This window comes from Metabacillus niabensis (assembly GCF_020524345.1).
In the GTDB taxonomy this organism is placed as follows: domain Bacteria; phylum Bacillota; class Bacilli; order Bacillales; family Bacillaceae; genus Metabacillus; species Metabacillus niabensis_B.
Map to the genome: position 1 here is coordinate 1 of NZ_JAIVLH010000006.1, position 23,425 is coordinate 23,425.

Sequence of the window (23,425 nt, forward strand, 5' to 3'; positions counted from 1 at the left end):
TCCAGGCTATCACGCCCGCCCCTCAATGTAAATTCGAAATAATCTTGCTCACCATACACATTTTTAAAATAAATTGAAAACCATTGTTGACACTTTTACACAAGAATAAGGACTTGACTCAAAGCAAAAGGAGAAATGTCCTTCAAAAGGTATATGAATGACAAACTAATCCGAATCAAAGACAGAAATATCCTTCATAAAGCACATGAAGGACAAAACTCACAGAATAAGGAATATAATTGTCCTTCATGGCCTATTAGAGGGTGTCAATATTCGATTTCTTCATAATCTTTAGGTTGTGGAAGAGGTTGGTCAGCGAGTGTGTGGTTATATTCCGAAAGGGCTTCAGATTTTCTTTGATATACTTTTCCTTTATACGATTGTGGTTGGTTTTTTTCCATTTGTTCTCTCTTCATGCTGGGTCATCTCCTTATTAATAGTGTTAATTTTAGCTTATCCATATTGAAGAGGAACATGAAGAGAGAAGAGATTTTTTCATTGTTAAAAATTCACATAAAGGACTGCGCTGTCTTACTCATCTAGCATGTTTTTCCAATCACATATCCACTTTTTTCAACGGTTTTTTCGCAGGACCTTCCAGTACATCTCCTGTCACTGAAAATCTTGATCCATGACAAGGGCAGTCCCATGAACGGTCACCACTATTCCACTCTACTTCACAGCCCATATGTGTGCATGTTGTGTCAACAAGGTTAATATTTCCGTCCTTGTCTTTGTAGCAGCCGGCTCTTTTACCATTCACCACAACAACAGAGCCTTCATCAGATCCAATATCCTCAATGCGCTTATCTGCGATATCAATTTTTCCTTCAATTAAGTGGCCTGCAACATCGAGATTTTGTGTAAGGAATTTTTTAATACTAGGATCAGCGTAAAAACGTGAAGGGCTATAGAGCTCCTCATAAGCATTCTCTTTTTCTAAAACAAGGTCTGCAAGGAGTTGCGCTGCAGCTGTACCATTTGTCATGCCCCATTTTCTATAACCTGTTGCGACAAGGATGTTTGGCTTGTTGGAAGTAATTGGTCCAACATATGGAACTTTATCTAAAGTGTATAAATCCTGTGCAGACCATCTATATTTGATTTCTTCAATTCCAAATACATCTTCGGCAAATTGCTCAAGTGCTTTGTAGTGCTTGTGTGTGGAAGTTCCTTGCCCTGTTTTATGCCCGTCTCCACTAACTAATATGAGCTTTTCACCGTTCATAGGTGTGTATCGTAATGAACGTGTCGGTGAATCAGCACTATAATACATTCCACCCGGGAAGTCTTGTTTTGCGGTAATCCCTAGTATATATGAACGCTCTGCATGTAATCGTGAAAAATAAAATCCTTTTCCATCAAAAAAAGGAAAGTGTGAACAGGCAATTGCATATTTGCATGTGACCCGGCGACCTTCACGGGTAATGACCATCGGTTTAGGTGTTGTTTCATCGATGTCAGTCGCCGTTGTTTTTTCATAGATCTCACCACCAGCTTTCACAATTTCATCAACAAGTACTTTTAAGTATTTGAGAGGATGAAATTGACTCTGTGCTTTCATTACTGTTGCCCCTTTTATATCAATAGAAAAAGGGATGTGATCAACAAATTCACTATGTATACCCAGCTTTTGATAAGCCTCATATTCTTTCATGACTTTTTTCGCATATTGGTCACTGATGGCATATATATAGGCATCTTCTTCGGTTAAATCACATTCTATTTGAAGCTCTCCAACAGTTTTTCGAATCAATTCAAGTGCATCGGCATTCGCTTGGTAGTATTGTTTCGTTTTTTCTTCCCCTAAATGCTGAATAAATTCATCATAAATTAATCCATGCTGGGCGGTTATTTTTGCGGTTGTATGGCCGGTTGTACCATTTAAAATTTGATCGGCTTCCAAAATAGCGACTTTCATGCCTTGCTTTGAAAGCAGATAGCCTGTTGTTATGCCTGTGATACCTCCTCCAACAATTGCAACGTCTACTTCCGTATCAATCGTCAAAGGAGAAAAAGAATGGACCTGAGTAGATTCTCTCCAAAACGGCTCTGGTTCATATGGCATCTTACCTTGTGGAAATTCTTCTGTCATCGAAAGGCCTCCTATGTTTATTTCTTCCTTTATTTTTCCCTAACAACTGTCAAAACATGCAATCAAAGAGAGTCTGATCCTTACTACGTCTCAAGTCTTAGATCAAAATAAAGCTGAGGCTCGTTTTGAGAAAATCAGAATGTAGGTAAGATAAAGACATAGAAACGGAGCACAGCATAAGAACACAAACTCTTATGCTAGAAAAAGAAAAGGAGGAAAAAAGATGAAGAAGTTTGGTTATGTCTTACTTGGTGGGGTGGCTGTTATGGTGCTGCTTTCAAATCTGGCCCCGATGATTGCTTTAGGGATAAGCCTTCTCATCATGTACTATGCGTACAAAGGATTTTTGAAAACTGATTCAACATTTACGAAAGTCGTTTGCGCAATCGTTGGAGTTATTGCCCTGTTTGCTTCAGCTTCAAATCTTCCAGCCATTTTAGGATTTGTAGCAATCTACGTTTTATACGTAGTGTATAAAAACTGGAACAAACCATCGAAAAAGATGAAAGAAAGTACTGACCCATTCACTAATTTTGAAAAAGAATGGAATGACTTAAAAGGGAATTTATAATTAAAAAAGGAGAGATTTATCATGGCTAATATTTTTACAAGACTAAAGGAAACTATTGCGGCAGATTTACACGAGGCTTTAGATCAAAAGGAACAAAAAAATCCAATCGCAGTCCTAAATCATTATTTAAGACAATGTGAAGCTGAAACAGAAAAAGTGCGCAAGCTTGTTGAAAGACAATATTTATTAAAAGATGAGTTCAATCGGGAGTATAATGAAGCTGTTCATTTAGCTGAGAAACGTCAACGCCAGGCTGAGATTGCGCTTAAAGCAGGGGAAACAGAGCTATATGAATTTGCTTTAAAAGAACAATCTCATTATGAGGAAAGAGTTGCTCGTTTAGAGGAGTCACGTCAGCAAACAACTCGCCAGCTTGAAGAGCTTGAACAAAAGTATGAGGAAATGAAGCATAAAGTAAAGGATATGCATATAAAAAGAATGGAATTGATGGGCAGAGAAAATATTGCACGTGCGCATCACCGTATGAACAAAGTAGTGGATCAAGGAAGCTTTTCAACAAAAGCCTTCACTCGTTTTGAGGAAATGGAGAGCTATCTTGACCGTCTTGAGCAAAAAGTGAATCAGGATTACCACCGCAGTACAATCGATGCGCGAATTGCTGCATTAGAAAAACAGGTAAAAACAGAAGAAACAAATGCAATATCATAAGACAACATGGTATTCTAAAAAGGCGTAGATCTCTGCGCCTTATTTCAAATTGTAAGATAGTATAAAATTTTGTACTTAGTGTAGGTGTCTAGCTCCAGCGCCCAGCTCCTCTAGGGTCTAGTCAATTTGGAATTGAATATAAGGAACGCCTTCTATTCCAAATTGCCTTATTTGCCCAAGGCTGGTCAAGACGCTTCCGCTTTTTAATCTTCAGTAACTCTTCATAAACAGGAAGGAGGAATGCCTTGTGTTTAAAAATATAAATTCAGACTACTTAAATTGGATCATCTTAATAGGATTTCTCCTCCTTCTTTTAGAGGTATTATTTTTTAATGGTGGCTTAATTGTTACCTTTCTCCTCTCAATTGGCAGTATTTATTTAGGGCGGAAATGGCGACCTCGTTTTCTAGGAAAGCTCTTGTATTGGGGCGGATGGATCTGGCTTGTTATGACCGTGCTGAATATGATTACTCTTCGCTATTTTTTATTTGTACTGCTTATCTATTTTATAGTCCAATTCTTTCAAACACAAAAAAATCCAAAGCAAGTGAAACCGGTTATTATTGAGCCTCAAGAAACCGTTGAAACCGGTCAGTTTATACAACGGAAAAAAATCTTTGAGAATAAATTTTTTTCCAGCCAAAAGTCACCTGAACATGCATATGAATGGAATGATATAAATATTCAAGTCGGAATAGGAAATACGGTCATTGATTTAAGTGATACTGTTTTGCCGAAGGAAGAAGCTGTTATTGTCATTCGTAGCTTAGTGGGAAATGTTCAAATTTTGATTCCGTATGAGGTGGAACTTCATATCCATCATTCTACAATGGCAGGGACAATCGCCATTTTTCAAGAATCTGAACAGCGGGTAGTCAATGAGACGGTCGTTTACGAGACTGCACAATATAAAGAAGCCGATCAAAAGGTGAAAATCTTCACTTCAGCTATTTCAGGAAAGCTTGAGGTGAAAAGAGTATGAGCATGCTTCAGCGCCAAATTATCAGCAGTGCCATTTTTACACTTATTACATTTGTTATCTTTTCTCTGCTTTTTTTTATGGCCTTTCCTTTACATGAATGGGGAGAGTTATGGACCCGTAACGTAATGGATTTACCGTTTATTTATATTTTACCAAGTGTGAGTATTTTAGCGGGTGTTTGCTTTGGGTTTATTACCGGTTTTAGCTGGAAAAAACATATACGCTCGATTGACTTGGATATTCAAGAAATTTCAAAGGGGAAACCTATTCTAACCGAACAGCATCAATTGCCGGATATCCAAGATATAAAAACAAAGTTAATAAAAATTCAAAAGCAAATGCTTGAGCAAACAAAATTATCACAAAAGATTGCCAATGAAAAGGCTGAGGACCAGGAGAGAAGAATTCAGGAGATGGTCTCCCAGGAAAGAAACCGGCTGGCAAGAGAGCTGCATGATTCTGTTAGTCAGCAGTTGTTTGCTGCATCCATGATGATGTCAGCTGTAACAGAGTCAAAGCCTTTGTCAGACGATTGGGAAACAAAACAACTAAAATTGATCGAAGCAACTATTCATCAATCACAGCTTGAAATGAGAGCGTTATTACTTCATTTGCGTCCGGTTGCATTAAAAGGAAAGTCTCTTCAAGAAGGAATTCAGGAGCTTTTAGTAGAACTAATGCAAAAGGTCACAATGAACATAAAATGGAAAGTAGAACCGATTCCTTTAGACAAAGGGGTCGAGGACCATTTATTTCGGATCTTACAAGAATCTGTTTCTAATACTTTGCGACATGCTAAAGCAACTTCACTAGACATTCTGCTGATAAAACGGGATGAATTTGTGATTATGCGTGTAACAGATGATGGGATAGGATTTGATCAGGAAGATGGAAAATCCGGCTCTTATGGATTACAAAATATGTATGAGCGAGCGGTGGAAATAGGTGGAACTATGAAAATAGTCAGCTTAAAAAATAAAGGTACACGATTAGAAGTAAAGGTTCCAATTTTAGAAGAAGAGTGTGGTGAAGAAAATGATTAAAGTTGTATTTGTTGATGATCACGAAATGGTGAGAATCGGTGTTTCATCCTATCTATCTGCACAGCCGGATATTGAAGTAATTGGGGAAGCAGATAATGGACGTAAAGGTGTGGAGCTATGTCTGGAGCTTCGTCCGGATGTGATTTTAATGGATTTAGTCATGAATGAAATGGATGGAATCGAAGCAACAAAGGAAATTATGAATGCATGGCCGGAAGCGAAAATTATCATTGTCACAAGCTTTCTTGATGATGAAAAGGTATATCCTGCTCTTGAGGCGGGCGCAACAAGTTATCTGTTAAAAACATCAAAAGCGAGTGAAATTGCTAACGCGGTGCGGTCCACCCTTCATGGTCAGTCCATACTCGAGCCTGAAGTAACAGGAAAAATGATGATGAAAATGCGCCAAAAAGATACAGTTCATCTGCACGATCAATTGACCTCAAGAGAAATGGAAATCTTAATGCTTATGACTGAGGGAAAAACAAATCAGGAAATTGCCGATGAATTATTTATTGCCTTGAAAACAGCTAAAACACATGTAAGTAATATATTAAGCAAGCTTGATGTGCAAGACAGAACACAAGCGGTTATATATGCTTTTAAACATTCACTTGTAAAATAAAAATTGTAGGGAGAGACATCAAATGCATAGAAATATAGAGCTATACGAATATCTAGTAAAAAACTCCTGGCAAATGACAGAAGATTGGTACAGACTGGTAGAAGATGATGATCCAAATTCCGTTTATTCTACAAAAGACCCAAAGGTAATCAAAGCATTAAAGGAGCAGAATCAAGATTATTTTCTACATTTACATAAAATTTTCAAAGAAGAAGAAGGAAAGTTTTTCAGTGAGTTTACTAAATGGTCAGAGGAATTAGCGCGCGATCAGAAACATTTAAACACACCTGTGCATTATGTTGTAAGAGAGTTTTCCAGAACGCAGGAAGTTTATATATCTTATATTAAAGAATTCTACAAACAAAATATGGATAAAATCGATGTTGATAGACTTTTCCTTTGGTTAGAAAAAGTGAGAAAGATTTGTCATCTATCTATTTACATTTATATTGATGAAGCTCATAAGAATACGATGAAACAACTTGCAGCACAAAAAGAAGTCATTAATGAACTAAGTGCACCGGTTATTTCCCTTCAAAACAGAACAGCTCTGCTTCCTTTAATAGGAGATATTGACACAGCAAGAGCAAAACTGATTATTGAAAATACATTAAAACAATGTGCCGCATTGGATGTCGAGCATTTATGTATTGATTTATCAGGTGTTGTGATTATTGATACAATGGTTGCACATGAGTTATTTAGTCTTATAAGAGCATTGAAATTACTTGGTATTACAGCTGTTTTATCTGGAATCAGACCTGAAATTGCACAAACAGCGATTCAGCTTGGGCTTGATTTTGGAGAAATTAAAACAACTGCATCGTTAGCAAATGCTTTGGATCAGTTATATGTACAAAAATAAAAACGCAGATCACAAAATCTGCGTTTTTTTTACAAGATAAGAAATTATATCATTTTGTACTTAGTGTTGGTGTCTAGCTCCGAAGCACAGGATGTGCAAGTGCAGTCTTGGAGATTGACGTCGCGAATTTAGACTGCCAGCGCCTATCGCCTATCAAACTTCAGATCATCTCCCTGCGATGAGTCAACATCGGTTCGCTTACCGTGTTTCCTAAATCTTTAGTTGATGCTCCTCCAGTTTGTACGGCGATGACCAAGGCGCTTGCGCTTTTCTAGTTATTTGCCCACTCTTCAATATCCCATACTTTCGTTACCCAGTCTTCATAAAAGTCAGGTTCGTGGCAGACGAGGACAACTGTTCCTTTGTAGGCTTTAATGGCACGTTTTAGCTCTTCTTTTGCAACAACATCAAGGTGGTTTGTCGGCTCGTCAAAGAGTAGCCAATTGCTTTCGTTCATTTGCAATTTACAAAGACGGACTTTTGCCTGTTCTCCACCACTTAGTTGTGTTAACGGACGTGAAATATGTTCATTCTTCAAGCCTGCACGTGCAAGCAATGCTCTAACCTGATGCTGATCAAGATGAGGGAATGCGTTCCACACATCGTCAATCTCCAACAAGACCAACGCGCTCACCAGCTAATAAGCGAAGAGATACGTCTTTAAATAATGTACGATCACCAAAGCTATGGCTAAGATTATCGATAGATAAAAGACTCATATCCTTACATCCCCCCAAAAATAAAACAGTATCTTGCATCATTCTACTACTGATTGTTTTATACTGCTACTGGTAAAAGTGGGACGGAGGAACCTCTGTCCCGAGCGGGAGTCAATATTATATTATAAAAATAAAAACAGGAAGGTAAAGGGTTGGTTTTTGGTATATTGTTCGTGTTCTAATTAGAAAATAAATTTTTTTATAAAAAAGTACTTTATTTTTTGTGTAAAACCCGTATAATAACTAATATATCATCATGAATTCAAGTAGATGAAACGGATTTGGAAGGTGATTCACATTTATCCGAGTGACTCTAACGAAACAAAGAAAGTTTTATCTCATATGTATAATGAGGTATCTAAGGAATTGTTTGGTGTTGGGACGACATTGCTAAAGGTATCAGTTGATAAAAATGTGATTACATTTCAAGCTAAACATCGCCGAGCCTCAAGATCTGCTGCATTAGAAGGAGAAGTACCGAGCTTAAAGCAGGAAGTTGATTTTCATCTGTCGCTTCTATTTAAAAAGAAATTACGACAAAATCTAGAAGAACACACTGATTGGGAAGTTGAAGCCGTTCTTAGGGATTATGACTCAGCTACACAACTTGCCTTTACGAATATTATATTAAAGTAACATTAAAATAATGGATTTCCCACTTGGATTTATCTAAGGGGAACGCCGCAATATAACCACACGATAAGTTAATCTTTGTTTACAAGGAAAGACAATCTTGGGTAGAATGTTTGTTTTATTCTATTTAAGATTGTCTTTTTTTTATTTACTAAGTTAGGGAATCCTAAAAATAAAAATTTGGAGGTTTTATTAATGAAAAAAATAGTTTGCTTTCTTGTCGCTTTATCTCTTTTTGTATTAACAGCGTGTGGCGCGAATGGAGATTCTGCAAGTAATGAAGATCCTAAAGAACTAGTTATTTCCACTTGGGGTTTTGCCGAGGATTTCTTCCGTGCCGAAGTATTTGAACCGTTTGAAGCAGAACATAATGTGAAAATTGTTTTAGACACTGGAAACAATGCGGATCGCTTGAACAAAGTTCGTCAAGGATCTGAGGTTGATGTTATTTATCTTTCTGATTACTATGCACAGCAAGGAATAAACGATGGCTTATTTGAAACAATCGATCGAAACAATATCCCAAACATTGAAAAAATCTATGATAAAGCAAAAACTCCTAATGGTGAAGAATATGGACCAGCGTATACAATTGCACAATTTGGTATTGCGTATAATCCAGATGAAGTAAACGCACCGATCACATCGTGGAAAGACCTCTGGAAACCAGAATTAGAAAGTAAAATGACAATCCCTGGAATCTCTACTACAACAGGTCCAATGTTTTTAGATGCTGCATCCAAGGTCAGTGGGAATCAAGAGTTTAATGAAGATCAAGCTTTTAGTCAATTGAAAGAGCTTATGCCTAATGTTGTAAAAGAATATGGACAAACATCTGAGTTTGTTAATATGTTTGCACAAGGTGAAATTGCTGCAGGTCCAATTATGGAAATGTACTTTGGTGATTTACAAGAGGCTGTTCCAAATGCTGAATTTGTTTCTCCTGAAGAAGGAGGATATGCAGTTATGAATACTGTGAATGTTGTGAAGGACAGTGATCAAAAAGAATTAGCAGAAGAATTTATTAACTATATTTTAAGTAAAGATGTGCAAGAAAAGTCAGCGAAGGAAAAAGTAGACTCACCGGTTAACCTTGATGTTGAGCTTACGGAAGAAGAAGCACAGGGCTTAACTTATGGAGAAGATGTCATCAATAGCTTACATGTGCTGGACATGAAGTTTATTAATGAAAACTCAAAAAAATGGATCGATCGTTGGAATCGTGAACTTGCACAATAATAGCTAGAAACGAAAGTCGGTCAGAATATGATCATCATCACTCTGACTGACTCATTTCTTATAACTCAAACCTATCTGCTTATAGCTTGTAGGTTCTATCCTTTGTAACACTAGAAAAAGAGGTCTAATTGATGAAAAATAAAATCATTTTCGATGTTGATACTGGTATAGATGATGCAATTGGATTGATCCTTGCAGTAAAAAGTCGTCAGTTTGATATTTTAGGAATTACAACAGTAAATGGGAATGTTTCTCTTGAGACGGCTACAACAAATACATGCAAAATCCTGGATCTTTTAGATGAACAAGAAATATCCGTCATCAAAGGGGCTGAAGCTCCAATTATGAGGAAGTCCTTTTTTGAGCATAGGGTTCATGGGGAAGACGGACTTGGTGGAGCATTAAAAGATGTTCAGGTTCAGAAGCAGCCTGATGAGGGATTTGCTTCAGATTTCATCATTAATTCTGTATTGAGTTTTTCCGGAGAAGTTACTCTAGTGATGACAGGGCCGCTTACAAATTTGGCGCTGGCGGTGAAGAAATGCCCGCAAATGGTTAAGCATGTAAAAGAAGTGATTTTTATGGGCGGTGTTGTACGAGGAGTTGGAAATGTAACACCAACAGCTGAATATAACGCATATGTCGATCCTGAGGCAGTAAAGATTGTATTGCAAGCAGGCTTTGACTCCATAACACAGGTTGGCTTGGACGTTACAAGGAAGGCTTTATTAACAGAAGAACATCTAAAATTAATGAAAAACGGTGCACTTGCAGACTATATCAAAAAAAGCACATCGGATTATATGAAAAGGTATTTTGAACGTAATCAAGTGAAGGCTTGTGCCATGCATGATCCTTTGGCAGTGGCCGTTGCTCTACAACCGGACCTTGTCAAAATAGAAAAATTTTATGTTGATGTGGAGACAAAAAGTGAGCTTTGTGATGGCCAGATCGTATGTGATTTTCAACATCGACTTATGAAGCCACCGAATGTAAAGGTTTGTTTAGACGTTAATGCGGAGGCGTTTTTTGACCTGTTTATTCGCATAATTAATTCATAATTTTTTTGGAACAGGGGTTTAGAGATGAAAAAACGTTATCTATATCTATTGCTGTTGCCAGGATTGTTATTTTTAACAATTTTTATGATCATTCCAATTTTCCTAACGATTGGAACGACCTTTTTTACTGACAATGGATTTTCTATTCAAGGTTACCTTGACTTTTTCAAAGATAAGTATTTCGTTGATATTCTATTAACAACTCTTAGAGTTAGTGTCATTACGACAATTATTTGTATACTATTAGGTTTTCCGGCGGCTTACTATATTTCAAAATTAGGACCAAGAAAAAAGGCGCTTCTGCTTTTATTGACAATTTTCCCATTATTAACGAGTTCAGTTGTTCGCTCATTTAGCTGGATGATTATTATTGGAAAAAACGGCTTATTGAATAATGTACTGATAAGTATTGGCTTAATTAATGAGCCGCTTGATATTTTATACACACCAACTGCTATTATTATTGGTTTAGTTCATTTGTTTTTACCCTTGATCATCATTACGCTTGTAGGTGTCATGGAAAATATCGAGCTCGATTTATTAAAAGCAGCAGAAAGTTTAGGTGCTTCAAGATTTGTCGTATTTTTAAAGGTTGTTTTGCCGCTTTCCGTTCCTGGTTTAGTCATGGGAAGTATTCTTGTTTTTGTAGGAAGCTTTACGGCTTATACAACGCCATCGTTACTGGGAGGAAGACAACGTGTCATATCAACCTTTCTTTATCAAAATGCAGTGACACTTAATGATTGGCATGTTGCATCAATCGTTGCGACCATTATGATTGTGATTACCATTCTAGTTGTTGCTATGATGAATGGTTTAGCAAAGAAATTAAATCCAAAGGGGTAGAGGTGTATGCAGGAAAAAAATCGAGGATTGGGCCTGTTTACCTGCCTGGTATTTATATTTTTACTAGGGCCCTTACTAATTATTTCAATTTCGTCATTTGAAAATGGAAGTATTTTGAAGTTTCCTCCAGAAGAATTTTCATTTAAATGGTACGAAAATATCTTTCAAGTAAGAATGTTCTTAACGACGTTTCAAACATCAATTCTTGTTTCACTAGCAGGGAATCTTATAGCGTTATTAATCGGGATTCCTGCTGCCTATGCATTAAGCAGGTTTACCTTTAAAGGAAAGACAATGATAGACGGTCTTTTTGTTTCTCCTATATTGATTCCGGGAATTGTGCTTGGATTTGCGTTTTTGCGTTTCCTTATTGGGACATATCAGCTTCCGATATATACGAGTCTGTTTATCGGTCATACCGTTATTATGCTTCCATACGTGATCAAGGTTATTTCATCAAGCTTGTCTACCTTTGATTTTTCAATAGAAGAAGCAGCTCAGAGTTTAGGGGCAAGCAGGCTGGGAACTTTCTTTAAAGTAGTCCTTCCTAATATAAAATCAGGGATTATAGCAGCTGTTATGATTGCCTTTTTAGAATCCTTTAATAATGTTGACATCTCAGTGTTTATGACGGGTCCCGGAGTAAGTACATTTCCGATTCAAATGCTGACATATGTAGAGAATTATTTTGATCCTACAGTTGCAGCTATATCAGTATTGCTTATGATTCTAACAGCTTTCTTTATGTTTATGATTGAAAGACTCATGGGATTGTCATATTTTACAAACCGATGAACTCCCTCTCCCTGTTTCCTCGAGGAAGGGGCATTCTCTATGAAAATTGATAAAGGGGGTCATGATTTAGATGGCTTTATTTACATTACAAGACATTTCTGTTGCTTACAATAAACAAAATATTTTAAAAGACTTTCATCTGGAAATTGAAAAAGGACAGCTTGTTTCTCTATTGGGTCCAAGCGGATGTGGAAAAACAACGACACTTAGATTAATTGCCGGATTTTTACAAGCGAATCAAGGGAAGTTTTTATTTAAAGATAAAGATTATACGAAAGTACCGGTCAACAAGCGAAACTTTGGGTTTGTGTTTCAGAATTATGCATTATTTCCACACTTATCGATTTTTGATAACATCGCATTTGGTCTGCGCTTAAGGAAAGTATCAAAAAGCGAAATCGAAAAACGTGTATTGAATGTATTGGAAATCGTTAATCTTGCTGGGTTTGAAAAAAGATTTCCATCTGAACTTTCCGGCGGACAAAAACAGCGTGTTGCCATTGCAAGGGCGTTGGTAATAGAACCAGATATACTTCTATTTGATGAACCTTTAAGTAATCTAGATGCAAATTTAAGAGTGAACATGCGGGTGGAAATTCGCCGTATTCAGCAGGAGCTGGGGATTACAACCGTTTATGTTTCACATGATCAAGAGGAATGCTTCTCTATTTCTGATCAGGTCGCAATTATGAATAAAGGTGTTATTGAACAACTGAGTGATCCGGCTACTATTTACAAATATCCAAAAACCAAATTTGTCGCAGACTTTATTGGCTTTAAAAACTTCATTGAATTTGATAAAAGAGTAGACCATGAAAATCATATTGAGCTTAGTAAATCTGGTCAAGTTTTTGTTATTCATAAGGATGATAAAATGCAAAATTCTTCTGGAAAAACAGGTGCAATTAGACCTGATAACTTAGTCATTCAGGATAAAGAAAGTACCAAACAAGCTCCAGAAAACAGTTTATCTGGTCGGATTAAGGTTGTCACATATTTAGGGAGAAGTTATCAATATGATATCGAAACAGCTATAGGTGATTTCACTGTAAATAAGGAAATGTTGAGACCTTATCGTACTGGTCAAGAAATCGTACTTGAAATTCCAAAAGACCAGATGGTGCTTGTTGACTAGCTTAGGAGGGCAAGTTATGGAAATCGATATGCTAGTAAAAGACACCCTTGTCTATAACAGCTATTTTAAATCATTTGTGGAAGCAAATGTAGCGATTAAGGGCGGAAATTTTTTTTATATTGGAGATCGTGAATTAGAAACCTTTAAACCGTGTCAAGTCATTGATGGGAAAGGGAAATATATGATTCCAGGCCTCATCGATATTCATTTGCACATTGAGAGTACGATGGTGACGCCAGCTACTTTTTCCTACGGGTTAATAAAAAATGGAGTTACCACGATAGTTCCTGAGCCACATGAGATGGCCAATGTGTTCGGAATTTCTGGTGTCGAGGAAATGATTAAGGCAAGTAAGAATTGTATCGCGGATATGTTTTACGCCATTCCAAGCTCTGTTCCCGCCACATCGATGGAAACAACTGGTGGTTCGATTGAAATTAATGATATCGATAAGCTGATGCAAATGGAAGGTATTAAATGCTTAGGTGAGATCATGAACTTTTACGAAGTTATAACTGATCCTGAGTGTAAAACAAATCAGATTTTAACCCATATCCGCTCTAACTATCCCGATTTTATTATTGAAGGACATGTTCCAAAACTGCTTGATTTAGAACTGCAGCAGCTTGTTTATGCGGGAGTGAATTCAGATCATACCCATCAAACAGTAGAAGGAATGGAAGCGCGAATTGCTGCAGGAATGTTCCTTGAGATACAAGAAAAATCGATGACCAAAGAGGTAATCGACTATTTAATAGAAAAGAATGTGGACGAGCATTTCTGTTTTGTGACAGATGATGTCATGGCTGACTCATTTGAGAGAAGGGGGCATCTTAATGTTCTCCTAAAGAAAGCCATTCAAATGGGAATGCCGCCGGAAAAAGCCATTTATGCATGTACGTATACACCTGCTGCACGGATGAGAATGTATGACAGGGGAGCTATTGCTCCAGGGAAGGTTGCCGATTTTTTACTTGTAGATAACTTGAAAAGCTTTGAGATTGAGCAGGTGTATAAAAAAGGCGAACTAGTTTATGATTCTTTGCAACCTTATGTTCAAACTCTAGAGGGTAGACAATTTCCAGACTCCTTTTATCAAAGTGTGAAACTTGGAGAGCTCAATGAAGACTCCTTTGATTTCCAGCTTCCACTTGCTGACGGTCACTATTTATGTAGGATTATGAACGTACAGGATGGTTCAACCTTTACGGAAGAAAAGCATGATGAGCTTGAAGTGAAAAATGGAAAGCTGTGCTGGGAAGAGAGTCCTTATAGTTTAATTTCAACATTTGAACGATATGGCAAGAACGGTAATTCAGCCCTTGGCCTAATCAGTGGTGATATTTTGAAGAGAGGCGCTGTTGCAACGACTTACTCTCATGATAACCATAACCTTTTAGTAGTAGGAAAGAATAAGCAGGACATGTTGCTCGCTGCAAATGCAGTTATTGAGAAGCAAGGTGGAATTTGTTGCGTAGAAGACGGAAAAATTCTTTCGCTGCTTCCTCTTCCGGTAGGCGGAATTCTTTCTGAAGAGCCATTTGATAAGATATCCGAGCAGGTTGAGCATTTAACTCATGCGATTAAATCCTTAGGTTATCAGCATTACAATGTCATTATGTCATTAAGTACGCTATCATTGCCGGTTAGTCCAGCTCTAAAAATAACCGATAATGGGTTGATTAATGTGAATGAAGGAAAAGTAGTATCTCTTGTAGTGAATCAGGATCGTTTGTAGAGAATTGAAAAATGGGAAAAAGCTGAGAATCGAGTATGGTTCTCAGCTTTTTTTATTTTATTTGTCTACTTTAAATCCTTTTAATAGATCAGCAAAGGCGTTATTCAAAGGTTCAGCTTCTTTTTCCTGATGTTTTAAATATTTTTGGACACTTCGCTTATCAACTTTTCCTGCAGACTCTTTTTTACGTCTTGCTTCAAATGCAGACATTTTTTCTCGATATCCGCATTTACATGCGAATAATTGTCCTTTTCCTTCACCACGTAGTTCCATTTTCTTTTTACACTGCGGGCAGCGGGCGTTTGTTACACGTGATACATTCTTACGGTGACCACATTCACGATCTTGGCAGACAAGCATTTTGCCTTTCTTACCATTCACTTCCAACATTGGTTTTCTGCAATCCGGGCAAGACTTTGTTGAGATGTTGTCGTGTTTATATTTTTTGTTGCTTGCTTTAATGTCTGCGACAATTTCTTTTGTGTGTGTTTTCATTTCATTGATGAAAATATCTTTTTTTAGTTTTCCTTTAGCAATTAGTTCCAGCTTTTGTTCCCACTCAGCTGTTGTTGCCGGTGATTTTAATTCTTCCGGTACTAAGTCCAGTAGTTGGCGACCTTTAGACGTGATATAGATTTCTTTTCCACCACGTTTTTCGATTAGGAATGAATTAAATAGTTTATCAATAATATCGGCACGAGTTGCAACTGTACCAAGACCACCAGTTGATTTTAAAGTATCTGCAAGCTTTTTATCGTTCGTTTCCATGTACTTTGTAGGGTTTTCCATTGCTGAAAGTAAAGTAGCCTCAGTAAAGCGTGCTGGTGGCTTTGTTTGGCCTGATGTTTGAGCAATTAATTTTGTTTGTAAGACATCACCTTTTTCAAGACGAGGTAATAATTGCTCTTTTACATCATCAGTTGATTCCTCATCATCAAAACGGTTTTCGTATACTTCTTTCCAACCGGCATGAATGACTGTTTTCCCTTTAGCAATGAATGTTTCATTTTTTATTTTTGCTTGTACTGTTAACTGCTCGTATTCAAAGGCAGGGAATAAAACAGCTAAGAATCGTTTGACAACAAGGTCATATATCTTGCGTTCTTTATCTGTAAAAGATGAGAAATTAACATAACCTTCAGTTGGGATGATAGCATGGTGATCACTTACTTTATTATCATCTACAAATGCTTTTGTCGCTTTAATTTGCTTTGTTAATATTTTGTTTGTAAGAGAACGGTATTCACCTACACCACATGCTTTTAAACGTTCTTTAAGCGTACCGACAATATCTGAAGATAAATAACGTGAATCAGTACGAGGGTATGTTAACACTTTATGTTGCTCGTACAATTTTTGCATAATATTTAATGTTTCTTTAGCCGAATAACCAAAGATTTTGTTGGCGTCACGTTGTAGCTCTGTTAAATCATATAAAGCAGGTGCGAATGTTTTCTTTGCTTTACGATCAATAGAAACAACTGTAGCATCTTGATGACCTAGTGATTTAACAATGGCATCGATCTTTTCTTTATTAAAGCTGCGACTATGACCATTCGCATCTTGCCATGTTAATTTAAGTCCATCTGTTTGTGTTTCAATGCCATAATACGTTTGAGGTATAAAATCTTTTATTTCATTTTCACGCGCCGCAACCATTGCCACTGTTGGTGTTTGTACACGTCCGCAGTTGAGTTGAGCGTTGAATTTTGTTGTTAATGCACGAGTTGCATTTAAACCGATATACCAATCAGCCTCAGAACGTGCTACTGCTGAAGCATATAAATTTTCATAAGCTTTACCAGGCTTTAAGTTATTAAATCCATCTTTAATAGCCTTATCTGTTACAGAGGAAATCCAAAGACGTTTGATTGGTTTACGAACTTTCGCTTTATCAATGATCCAGCGAGCAACTAATTCTCCCTCTCTCCCTGCATCGGTTGCTACAATAATTTCATTAACATCATTACGATTTAACTGCGATTTTACAGCATTAAACTGCTTTCCGGTTTGTTTGATGACAACTAATTTTAATCTTTCCGGAAGCATAGGAAGATCTTCTAAATTCCATGTTTTATATTTAGTATCATATACTTCAGGATCTGCTAAAGTTACTAAGTGCCCAAGCGCCCAGGTGACGATATATTTGTTGCCCTCTAAAAAACCATTCCCTTTCTTTGTACACTTCAATACATTTGCAATATCACGTGCCACGGAAGGCTTTTCAGCAATTACTACACTTTTTACCATTTGTCGAACTCCTTTACTAACTATGTATCGTCTAATATACCATAGGTAAGGCGGAAACTACTTATACATCTTTTGGAGAACTTCATCTTCAATAAAAATAGTAATGTTGTAAATTTTTTCTTTCTATATACAATAATTTGTTGATGTGTTATCTCCAACTTCTGACTTCCTTCTCCTTAGATGATCAATAATAAAGCTCCTTTGACGTTGGTTCATATTGAGTGTATTCTAGAAATGTGCTCACCGAGAAAATGACTGCCTTCCAGGAAAAACGCAAAAAGAATCAAAATAGTAAGGTATCAAAATGTGACGTCGCAAACTATATGAAAAGATAAATCTTAAAGAATAACAATTGTGAAACGCTAAAGATAAGGAAGATCCACCGTGCCAATTATTAAAACAGATATGTTTATATATGCACCGCGCAACATCTGCTTCGATGTTGCACGTGATATTGATATTCATACCGAGTCCACAAGCCAAACAAATGAACGTGCCATCGGCGGTGTTACAAGCGGTCTCATTGGCTTAAACGAAACCGTTACATGGGAAGCTGTACACTTTGGGGTTAAGCAAAACTTAACAGTCCGAATCACTGAACTCGACTTCCCCAACCGGTTCGTCGACGAAATGGAAAAAGGAGCCTTCAAACGCTTCTACCACGTCCACGAATTTATTGAAAAAGAAAACGGAACCCTGATGCTCGATACTTTTGATTACACCTCGCCCTTCGGCTTCTTTGGTAGACTTGCAGACCGACTGTTTTTAGAGCAGTATATGAAAGAATTTTTAATTAAGAGAAATCGGTATATTAAGAAGATTGCTGAAGAGAGAGTGGGCCGCTGATTGCGGCCCTTTTTATTAGGTTAGATACAGCTCGAAAGTTGACTGCAAGAAAATTGGAAGATTTGCAAGAATAATCTCTTACGCTGCAAAAAAGAGCAGTAGGCTTGCAAAAATACAGACAAAGCTGCAAAAAACGAGGCGAACCCTGCAAAATTAAGTACAGGTGCAGAACTAAAATGACTAGTCAAAAGCAAGATAGCCCCACTTTTTAGATCCAATTCAAAAGTTTATTACTAAAATAATAAATTACCTTTATAAAAGTGGAAAATCTGTAATTAAACTGAACAAAATCAGGCACCACCCCACGAAGACACAGCTAATATCCAGTTTTAAAAGTTACCAAAAATCTGTGAACCTATTTATAATGGTACAAAGCATGTCACTTACAAAGGTGGAATAGTACAATGATTGTTAAAAAAAGAAAAGTACCTCTAATAAACCTAAAATTAGAAGCATTATTAAGAAGAATTCCAACTACACATCCAAAGTACCTCCTAATAAAAGAAAATTTAGCAAAAAGAAGTTCAGGTTACCAAGGTGAATTGTCATTAAACTACCCTTTGAGTTTCTTGGATGAAAAAGAGTACTTTATCTTTCATGATTTGAGGTTAAATATATCCGATCATTATTTTCAGATAGATACACTTGTTATTTCTCAAAAATTCATTTTAATAATAGAAGTGAAAAATATTACTGGTACACTTTTCTTCGATCAAGAGTTTCACCAACTAATAAGAACTCATAACGGAGAGGAAGCAGTCTTTCCTGATCCAATCACTCAAATTAAGAGGCAAATACTTCAACTGAGACAATGGTTAACTAATAAGCAAATTCCAGAGATTCCTATTGTGCCGCTAGTTGTTGTCAGCCACCCCAATGCCATTATCCAAACGTCTCCAAAACATCAAAACATCAATCAAATTGTTGCAAACCGCTATTATCTAAGCACTCGAATCAATCAAATAGAAAGAAACTATCCAAAAGACATGTTATCATCAAAAGATATAAAGAAAATAACTAGATTGCTTTTAAAAGAACATGCACCTTTAGATACTTCAGTGTTTGATCAGTATGAAATAAATTCGACAGAAGTAGGTAAAGGAGTCATTTGTTCAGGGTGTAGCCATCTTCCTATGATAAGAGTTAATGGAGCATGGTATTGTGAACAATGTAAAATAAGTGAAAAAGATGCACATGTTCAAGCGTTGAAAGATTATTATCTTTTATATGGATCACAGATATCCAACAAACACGCAAGAGAATTTTTAATGATCTCTTCACCTTTTCTAGTCTCAAGAATACTAAGATCGATGAAATTGCCATCTTCAGGTATAACAAAAGGTAAAACCTACGAATTAACGTTTAAAGAATTCCAAAATTGTTAATTTCACACAATCCCAATTTTACCTCTATATCTTCTACCCACCCATGTAAGCAATATCTTTTCCAAAAAAGTGAACGTTTTATGAAGAAAGTATTACAAAATCGTGATCAACCGTTGAACGTTGCATGACAAATCTTAAAAGAAGTAAATTTCAGGTTAGTCCTCTGCTATGATGTGGGTAAAGAACATTGTGACATTCGTATGTGTGAGTTTCACTATGTTCAATTTTTCACAAAAGCAGTTCAAAACAATTTAAACTACATGTTAGTCAAACTAACTAAAGTATAGATCCTGTTGAGTCTATGCGATAAAGAAAGGAGTACTTTTATGAAATTAAAATGGTCTTTGTTTGCAATGATGTTAACAATTGCTGCTGTTTTAACTGGATGTGAGCCGTTATTGGTTTTGGATCCAAAGGGGCCTCAGGCTGAAAGACTAGCAAGTGACATTCTATTAACTATGGGTATCATGCTATTTATTGTTCTTGCTGTATTTGGACTTTTAATTTACATGCTAGTGAAATATCGTGCTTCTAAGCAACCTGCAGATTATGAGCCACCTCATATTCACGGGAATATATGGGTTGAAACGATTTGCGTTGGTGTACCGATTTTAATCGTTGCTTACCTTTCTTTTGTATCTGTTCAAAGTAACTATATCGTAGAGGCAAAGCCTGAAGGTTACGGGGATAAAGAGCCTTTAGTTGTTTATGCATCATCTTCTAACTGGAAATGGCATTTTAGCTATCCTGAGGAAAACATTGAAACAGTTAACTACTTATATATCCCAACTGATCGTCCGCTTGAATTTAAGTTATATTCACATGGACCGATTACAAGTTTCTGGATTCCACAGCTTGGTGGACAAAAATATGCGATGAATGATCACATTACAACACTTCATCTTGCTGCAGATGCACCAGGCGAGTATATGGGACGTAATTCAAACTTTAGTGGTGAAGGATTTGCTGCAAATACATTTAATGTAACAGCTATGTCACAGGAAGACTTTGATGAGTGGGTTGACGAAGTAAAAGAAACAGCTGACCCACTTACAAAACAAGAATTTACAGAGTTGTTAGAGCCTGGACATCTTGGGCAATTAACATACACGGGAACTCATTTAGAATTCTCACCTCCAAATGAACATCATCATGGTGAGGCTGAGGAAGAAGAAGCTTCTGACGCAGATACAGAAACAGAAGAATCACATGAGGATCATTCAGAACATGAGGACATGACTCATTCCGAGCATGAACACATGAATCATTAGAAAATTTGGCTTTTACCAAGCTTAATGTAGCTTACTACCTTACGAAGAAAACCGGGTTCGATCACAGTTTTCTTCTTACAAAATAATTCAATTCCGAAAGGAGTCACAAACGTATGGATTTCTTTGATCGTTTTGCCGTGCCTCATCCAAGTTTTGCGATCTATGCATCAATGGTTGCGATTGGATTAACAACAATTGCCATCCTTGCTGGATTAACATACTTTAAAAAATGGGGTTATTTATGGCGTGAATGGTTAACGACTGTTGACCATAAGCGTATCGGTATTATGTATTTAATTTCTGCATTAGTTATGTTATTCCGCGGTGGCGTTGACGCAATTATGTTGCGTGCACAGCTTGCCGTTCCTGATAATACATTACTAGATTCACAGCATTATAATGAGATTTTTACAACTCACGGGGTTGTGATGATTCTCTTTATGGCAATGCCGTTTATCATGTTCTTCATGAACTTGGTTGTTCCACTCCAAATTGGAGCGCGTGATGTTGCATTTCCACGTCTTAATGCATTAAGCTTCTGGTTGTTCTTTATGGGAGCTATGTTATTTAACATTTCATTCGTTGTAGGTGGATCACCTGACGCAGGTTGGACTTCGTATTTCCCACTGGCTAGTGAGGAATTCAGTAAATCTGTTGGAACGAATTATTATATGATTGCGATACAGATCGCCGGTATCGGAACCCTCTTGACGGGTATTAACTTTATAACCACGATCATGAAAATGAGAGCACCTGGTATGACTTTAATGAAGATGCCAATGTTCACATGGTCAGCTCTTATTGCAAACTTAATCATCGTTTTCGCTTTCCCTGTTTTAACAGTAGCGTTGGCGATGGGAACAATGGACCGCCTATTTGGTACTCACTTCTTTACATTGGGTAACGGTGGTATGGATATGCTTTGGGCGAACCTTTTCTGGGTATGGGGACATCCTGAAGTATATATCTTGATTTTACCTGCATTTGGTCTTTACAGTGAGATTATTTCAACATTCTCTGGACGTAACCTATACGGCTACAAGTCAATGGTTTGGTCTATGGTGTTAATTTCACTTCTTTCTTTCTTAGTATGGGCACATCACTTCTTTACAATGGGTCAAGGTGCTTTTACAAACAGTATTTTCTCTATTACAACAATGGCGATTGCTGTACCGACAGGTGTTAAGATCTTTAACTGGCTGTTCACGCTGCGAAAAGGTAAGATTCGCATGACAACACCAATGCTTTATTCAATGCTTTTCATTCCGCTTTTCACATTAGGTGGGGTAACAGGGGTTATGCTTGCGATGTCTGCAGCTGACTACCAATACCATAATACAATGTTCTTAGTTGCTCACTTCCATAATGTTATTATTCCGGGTGTAGTTTATGCTATGCTTGCTGGATTAACATATTACTGGCCAAAAATGTTCGGCTTTATGTTGAACGAAAAAATTGGGAAATGGACAGCATGGTTACTTTCTATCGGATTCGTGCTAGCATTTATCCCAATGTATATTACTGGTTTAGATGGTCAAGTTCGTCGTAGCTTCACATATTCAGAATCAACTGGATTCGGTCCATTAAATATGGTTTCATTTGTCGGAGCTGCAATTATGATGATCGGATTTGCCTTAATTGTGTATAACATCTATTACAGCATTCGTTATGCACCAAGAAACATCGGTTCAGATCCATGGGATGCGCGTACGCTTGAGTGGGCTACACACACTCCTGTTCCAGAGTATAACTTCGCGATTGTACCTGAAGTAAAAACTAGTGAAGCATTCTGGGATGCGAAGAAACATGGTCATGAACTATTTAATGGTAAAATTGAAAAAATTCATATGCCTAATAACAGTGGTATGCCATTCATTATGAGTTGTTTCTTCTTTGCATGGGGCTTCTCGCTGATCTTTAGCCTATGGATTCCGGCAATTATTACAACGATTGGAATATTCGTCTTTATGACTCTTCGTTCGTTTGAAAAAGATCATGGTCGATATATTCCTGCTAAAGAAGTAGAAGAAACTGAATCAGAATTGCGAGGTGCTTAAACTTGAAAATTGATAACTCGCTTCCACTAGAATATAGTACAGAAGAAAATCGATTAAAGATTTTTGGGTTTTGGATTTTCCTTGGTGCGGAAATCATGCTTTTCGCAACACTTTTCGCAACCTATTTTACATTATATAACCGTACAGGTTCAGGCCCTGATGGAGCTGAAATCTTCGTTATTACGCCTGTTATCTTTGAAACATTCTTACTTTTAACAAGTAGTTTTACAATTGGTCTTGGTATTCATGCCATGCGTCTTGGCAGAGAAAAGGCGATGATCAATTTCTTTATTCTTACACTTATTCTTGGATTAGGATTCTTAGGCATTGAGATCTATGAATTTATCCATTATGCTCATGAAGGAGCAGGTATCGGAGCAAGTGCCTTTACGTCAATCTTATTGACAACATTAGGAACGCACGGTGCCCACGTAACACTCGGGTTTTTCTGGGGATTATTTATCGTCATGCAAGTGAAAAAGCGTGGCTTAACTCCGGAAACAGCGAATAAATCGTTTATCTTTTCACTGTATTGGCATTTCCTAGATGTAGTCTGGATCTTTATCTTCAGCTTCATCTATCTGAAAGGAATGATGTAAA

General features: G+C 37.1%; 21 protein-coding genes and 1 pseudogene. 18 read left to right on the forward strand and 4 right to left on the reverse strand.

Features of this window, described 5'->3' with window-relative positions:
* Positions 1–266 precede the first annotated feature (266 nt).
* The gene (locus LC095_RS08905) at positions 267–416 is read right to left on the reverse strand and encodes a hypothetical protein (RefSeq protein WP_226527849.1); all 150 of its coding nucleotides are present in this window, start codon (positions 414–416) and stop codon (positions 267–269) included.
* Positions 417–556: 140 nt separating this feature from the next.
* Positions 557–2,095, reverse strand: coding sequence for an FAD-dependent oxidoreductase (locus LC095_RS08910; RefSeq protein ID WP_226527850.1), 1,539 nt, complete (start codon positions 2,093–2,095; stop codon positions 557–559).
* A 223-nt stretch (positions 2,096–2,318) separates the two neighbouring features.
* Here LC095_RS08910 and LC095_RS08915 point away from each other — a divergent pair, with 223 nt between their 5' ends.
* The 6 genes from LC095_RS08915 to LC095_RS08940 all read left to right on the forward strand — a co-directional run bounded on the left by LC095_RS08915 (position 2,319) and on the right by LC095_RS08940 (position 6,850).
* Positions 2,319–2,666 (forward strand): flagellar basal body rod protein, encoded by a 348-nt coding sequence (locus LC095_RS08915; protein ID WP_226527851.1) that lies wholly within the window; start codon positions 2,319–2,321, stop codon positions 2,664–2,666.
* A gap of 21 nt (positions 2,667–2,687) precedes the next feature.
* Entirely contained in the window at positions 2,688–3,335 is a 648-nt protein-coding gene (locus tag LC095_RS08920) for a PspA/IM30 family protein (protein ID WP_226527857.1), read from the forward strand.
* Between the two features lie 247 nt (positions 3,336–3,582).
* Positions 3,583–4,317: a cell wall-active antibiotics response protein LiaF gene (gene liaF / locus LC095_RS08925; protein WP_226527859.1), complete on the forward strand. Its 735-nt coding sequence runs from the start codon at positions 3,583–3,585 to the stop codon at positions 4,315–4,317.
* Positions 4,314–5,360 (forward strand): sensor histidine kinase, encoded by a 1,047-nt coding sequence (locus LC095_RS08930; protein WP_226527860.1) that lies wholly within the window; start codon positions 4,314–4,316, stop codon positions 5,358–5,360. Before liaF ends, LC095_RS08930 begins: the two co-directional genes overlap by 4 nt.
* The gene (locus LC095_RS08935) at positions 5,353–5,985 is read left to right on the forward strand and encodes a response regulator transcription factor (RefSeq protein WP_226527861.1); all 633 of its coding nucleotides are present in this window, start codon (positions 5,353–5,355) and stop codon (positions 5,983–5,985) included. The genes LC095_RS08930 and LC095_RS08935 overlap by 8 nt, the downstream gene beginning before the upstream one ends.
* A gap of 22 nt (positions 5,986–6,007) precedes the next feature.
* Positions 6,008–6,850 (forward strand): STAS domain-containing protein, encoded by an 843-nt coding sequence (locus LC095_RS08940; RefSeq protein WP_226527863.1) that lies wholly within the window; start codon positions 6,008–6,010, stop codon positions 6,848–6,850.
* 271 nt (positions 6,851–7,121) lie between these two features.
* Here the strand turns inward: LC095_RS08940 and LC095_RS08945 are convergent.
* Positions 7,122–7,463 (reverse strand): annotated as a pseudogene (locus LC095_RS08945) (ATP-binding cassette domain-containing protein); the annotation flags it as partial.
* A gap of 376 nt (positions 7,464–7,839) precedes the next feature.
* Between LC095_RS08945 and LC095_RS08950 the strand changes: the two are divergent.
* The 7 genes from LC095_RS08950 (at position 7,840) to LC095_RS08980 (ending at position 15,016) form a co-directional block, all read left to right on the forward strand.
* The gene (locus tag LC095_RS08950) at positions 7,840–8,205 is read left to right on the forward strand and encodes a DUF2294 domain-containing protein (protein ID WP_264195978.1); all 366 of its coding nucleotides are present in this window, start codon (positions 7,840–7,842) and stop codon (positions 8,203–8,205) included.
* A 192-nt stretch (positions 8,206–8,397) separates the two neighbouring features.
* Entirely contained in the window at positions 8,398–9,441 is a 1,044-nt protein-coding gene (locus LC095_RS08955) for an ABC transporter substrate-binding protein (RefSeq protein ID WP_226527864.1), read from the forward strand.
* 131 nt (positions 9,442–9,572) lie between these two features.
* Positions 9,573–10,502: a nucleoside hydrolase gene (locus tag LC095_RS08960; RefSeq protein ID WP_226527866.1), complete on the forward strand. Its 930-nt coding sequence runs from the start codon at positions 9,573–9,575 to the stop codon at positions 10,500–10,502.
* 24 nt (positions 10,503–10,526) lie between these two features.
* Positions 10,527–11,348, forward strand: a complete 822-nt coding sequence (locus tag LC095_RS08965; protein ID WP_226527867.1) for an ABC transporter permease — start codon at positions 10,527–10,529, stop codon at positions 11,346–11,348.
* 6 nt (positions 11,349–11,354) lie between these two features.
* Positions 11,355–12,143 carry an ABC transporter permease gene (locus LC095_RS08970; protein WP_226527868.1) on the forward strand — a complete coding sequence of 263 codons (789 nt, stop codon included), beginning with the start codon at positions 11,355–11,357 and terminating at the stop codon, positions 12,141–12,143.
* A gap of 70 nt (positions 12,144–12,213) precedes the next feature.
* Positions 12,214–13,278, forward strand: coding sequence for an ABC transporter ATP-binding protein (locus LC095_RS08975; RefSeq protein ID WP_226527869.1), 1,065 nt, complete (start codon positions 12,214–12,216; stop codon positions 13,276–13,278).
* A gap of 16 nt (positions 13,279–13,294) precedes the next feature.
* The gene (locus LC095_RS08980; protein WP_226527870.1) at positions 13,295–15,016 is read left to right on the forward strand and encodes an adenine deaminase; all 1,722 of its coding nucleotides are present in this window, start codon (positions 13,295–13,297) and stop codon (positions 15,014–15,016) included.
* A 57-nt stretch (positions 15,017–15,073) separates the two neighbouring features.
* Here the strand turns inward: LC095_RS08980 and LC095_RS08985 are convergent, their stop codons facing one another.
* The gene (locus LC095_RS08985) at positions 15,074–17,266 is read right to left on the reverse strand and encodes a DNA topoisomerase III (protein ID WP_226527871.1); all 2,193 of its coding nucleotides are present in this window, start codon (positions 17,264–17,266) and stop codon (positions 15,074–15,076) included.
* A 384-nt stretch (positions 17,267–17,650) separates the two neighbouring features.
* Between LC095_RS08985 and LC095_RS08990 the strand changes: the two genes are divergently transcribed.
* From LC095_RS08990 to qoxC, 5 genes are all read left to right on the forward strand, one after another.
* Positions 17,651–18,112: an SRPBCC family protein gene (locus LC095_RS08990; protein ID WP_226527872.1), complete on the forward strand. Its 462-nt coding sequence runs from the start codon at positions 17,651–17,653 to the stop codon at positions 18,110–18,112.
* Positions 18,113–18,516: 404 nt separating this feature from the next.
* Positions 18,517–19,497: a nuclease-related domain-containing protein gene (locus LC095_RS08995; protein WP_226527873.1), complete on the forward strand. Its 981-nt coding sequence runs from the start codon at positions 18,517–18,519 to the stop codon at positions 19,495–19,497.
* A 326-nt stretch (positions 19,498–19,823) separates the two neighbouring features.
* Positions 19,824–20,768, forward strand: a complete 945-nt coding sequence (qoxA, locus tag LC095_RS09000; protein ID WP_226527874.1) for a cytochrome aa3 quinol oxidase subunit II — start codon at positions 19,824–19,826, stop codon at positions 20,766–20,768.
* Positions 20,769–20,881: 113 nt separating this feature from the next.
* Positions 20,882–22,825, forward strand: a complete 1,944-nt coding sequence (gene qoxB / locus LC095_RS09005; protein ID WP_226527875.1) for a cytochrome aa3 quinol oxidase subunit I — start codon at positions 20,882–20,884, stop codon at positions 22,823–22,825.
* A gap of 2 nt (positions 22,826–22,827) precedes the next feature.
* Entirely contained in the window at positions 22,828–23,424 is a 597-nt protein-coding gene (qoxC, locus tag LC095_RS09010; protein ID WP_026563027.1) for a cytochrome aa3 quinol oxidase subunit III, read from the forward strand.
* The last annotated feature ends 1 nt before the right edge of the window (position 23,425 follow it).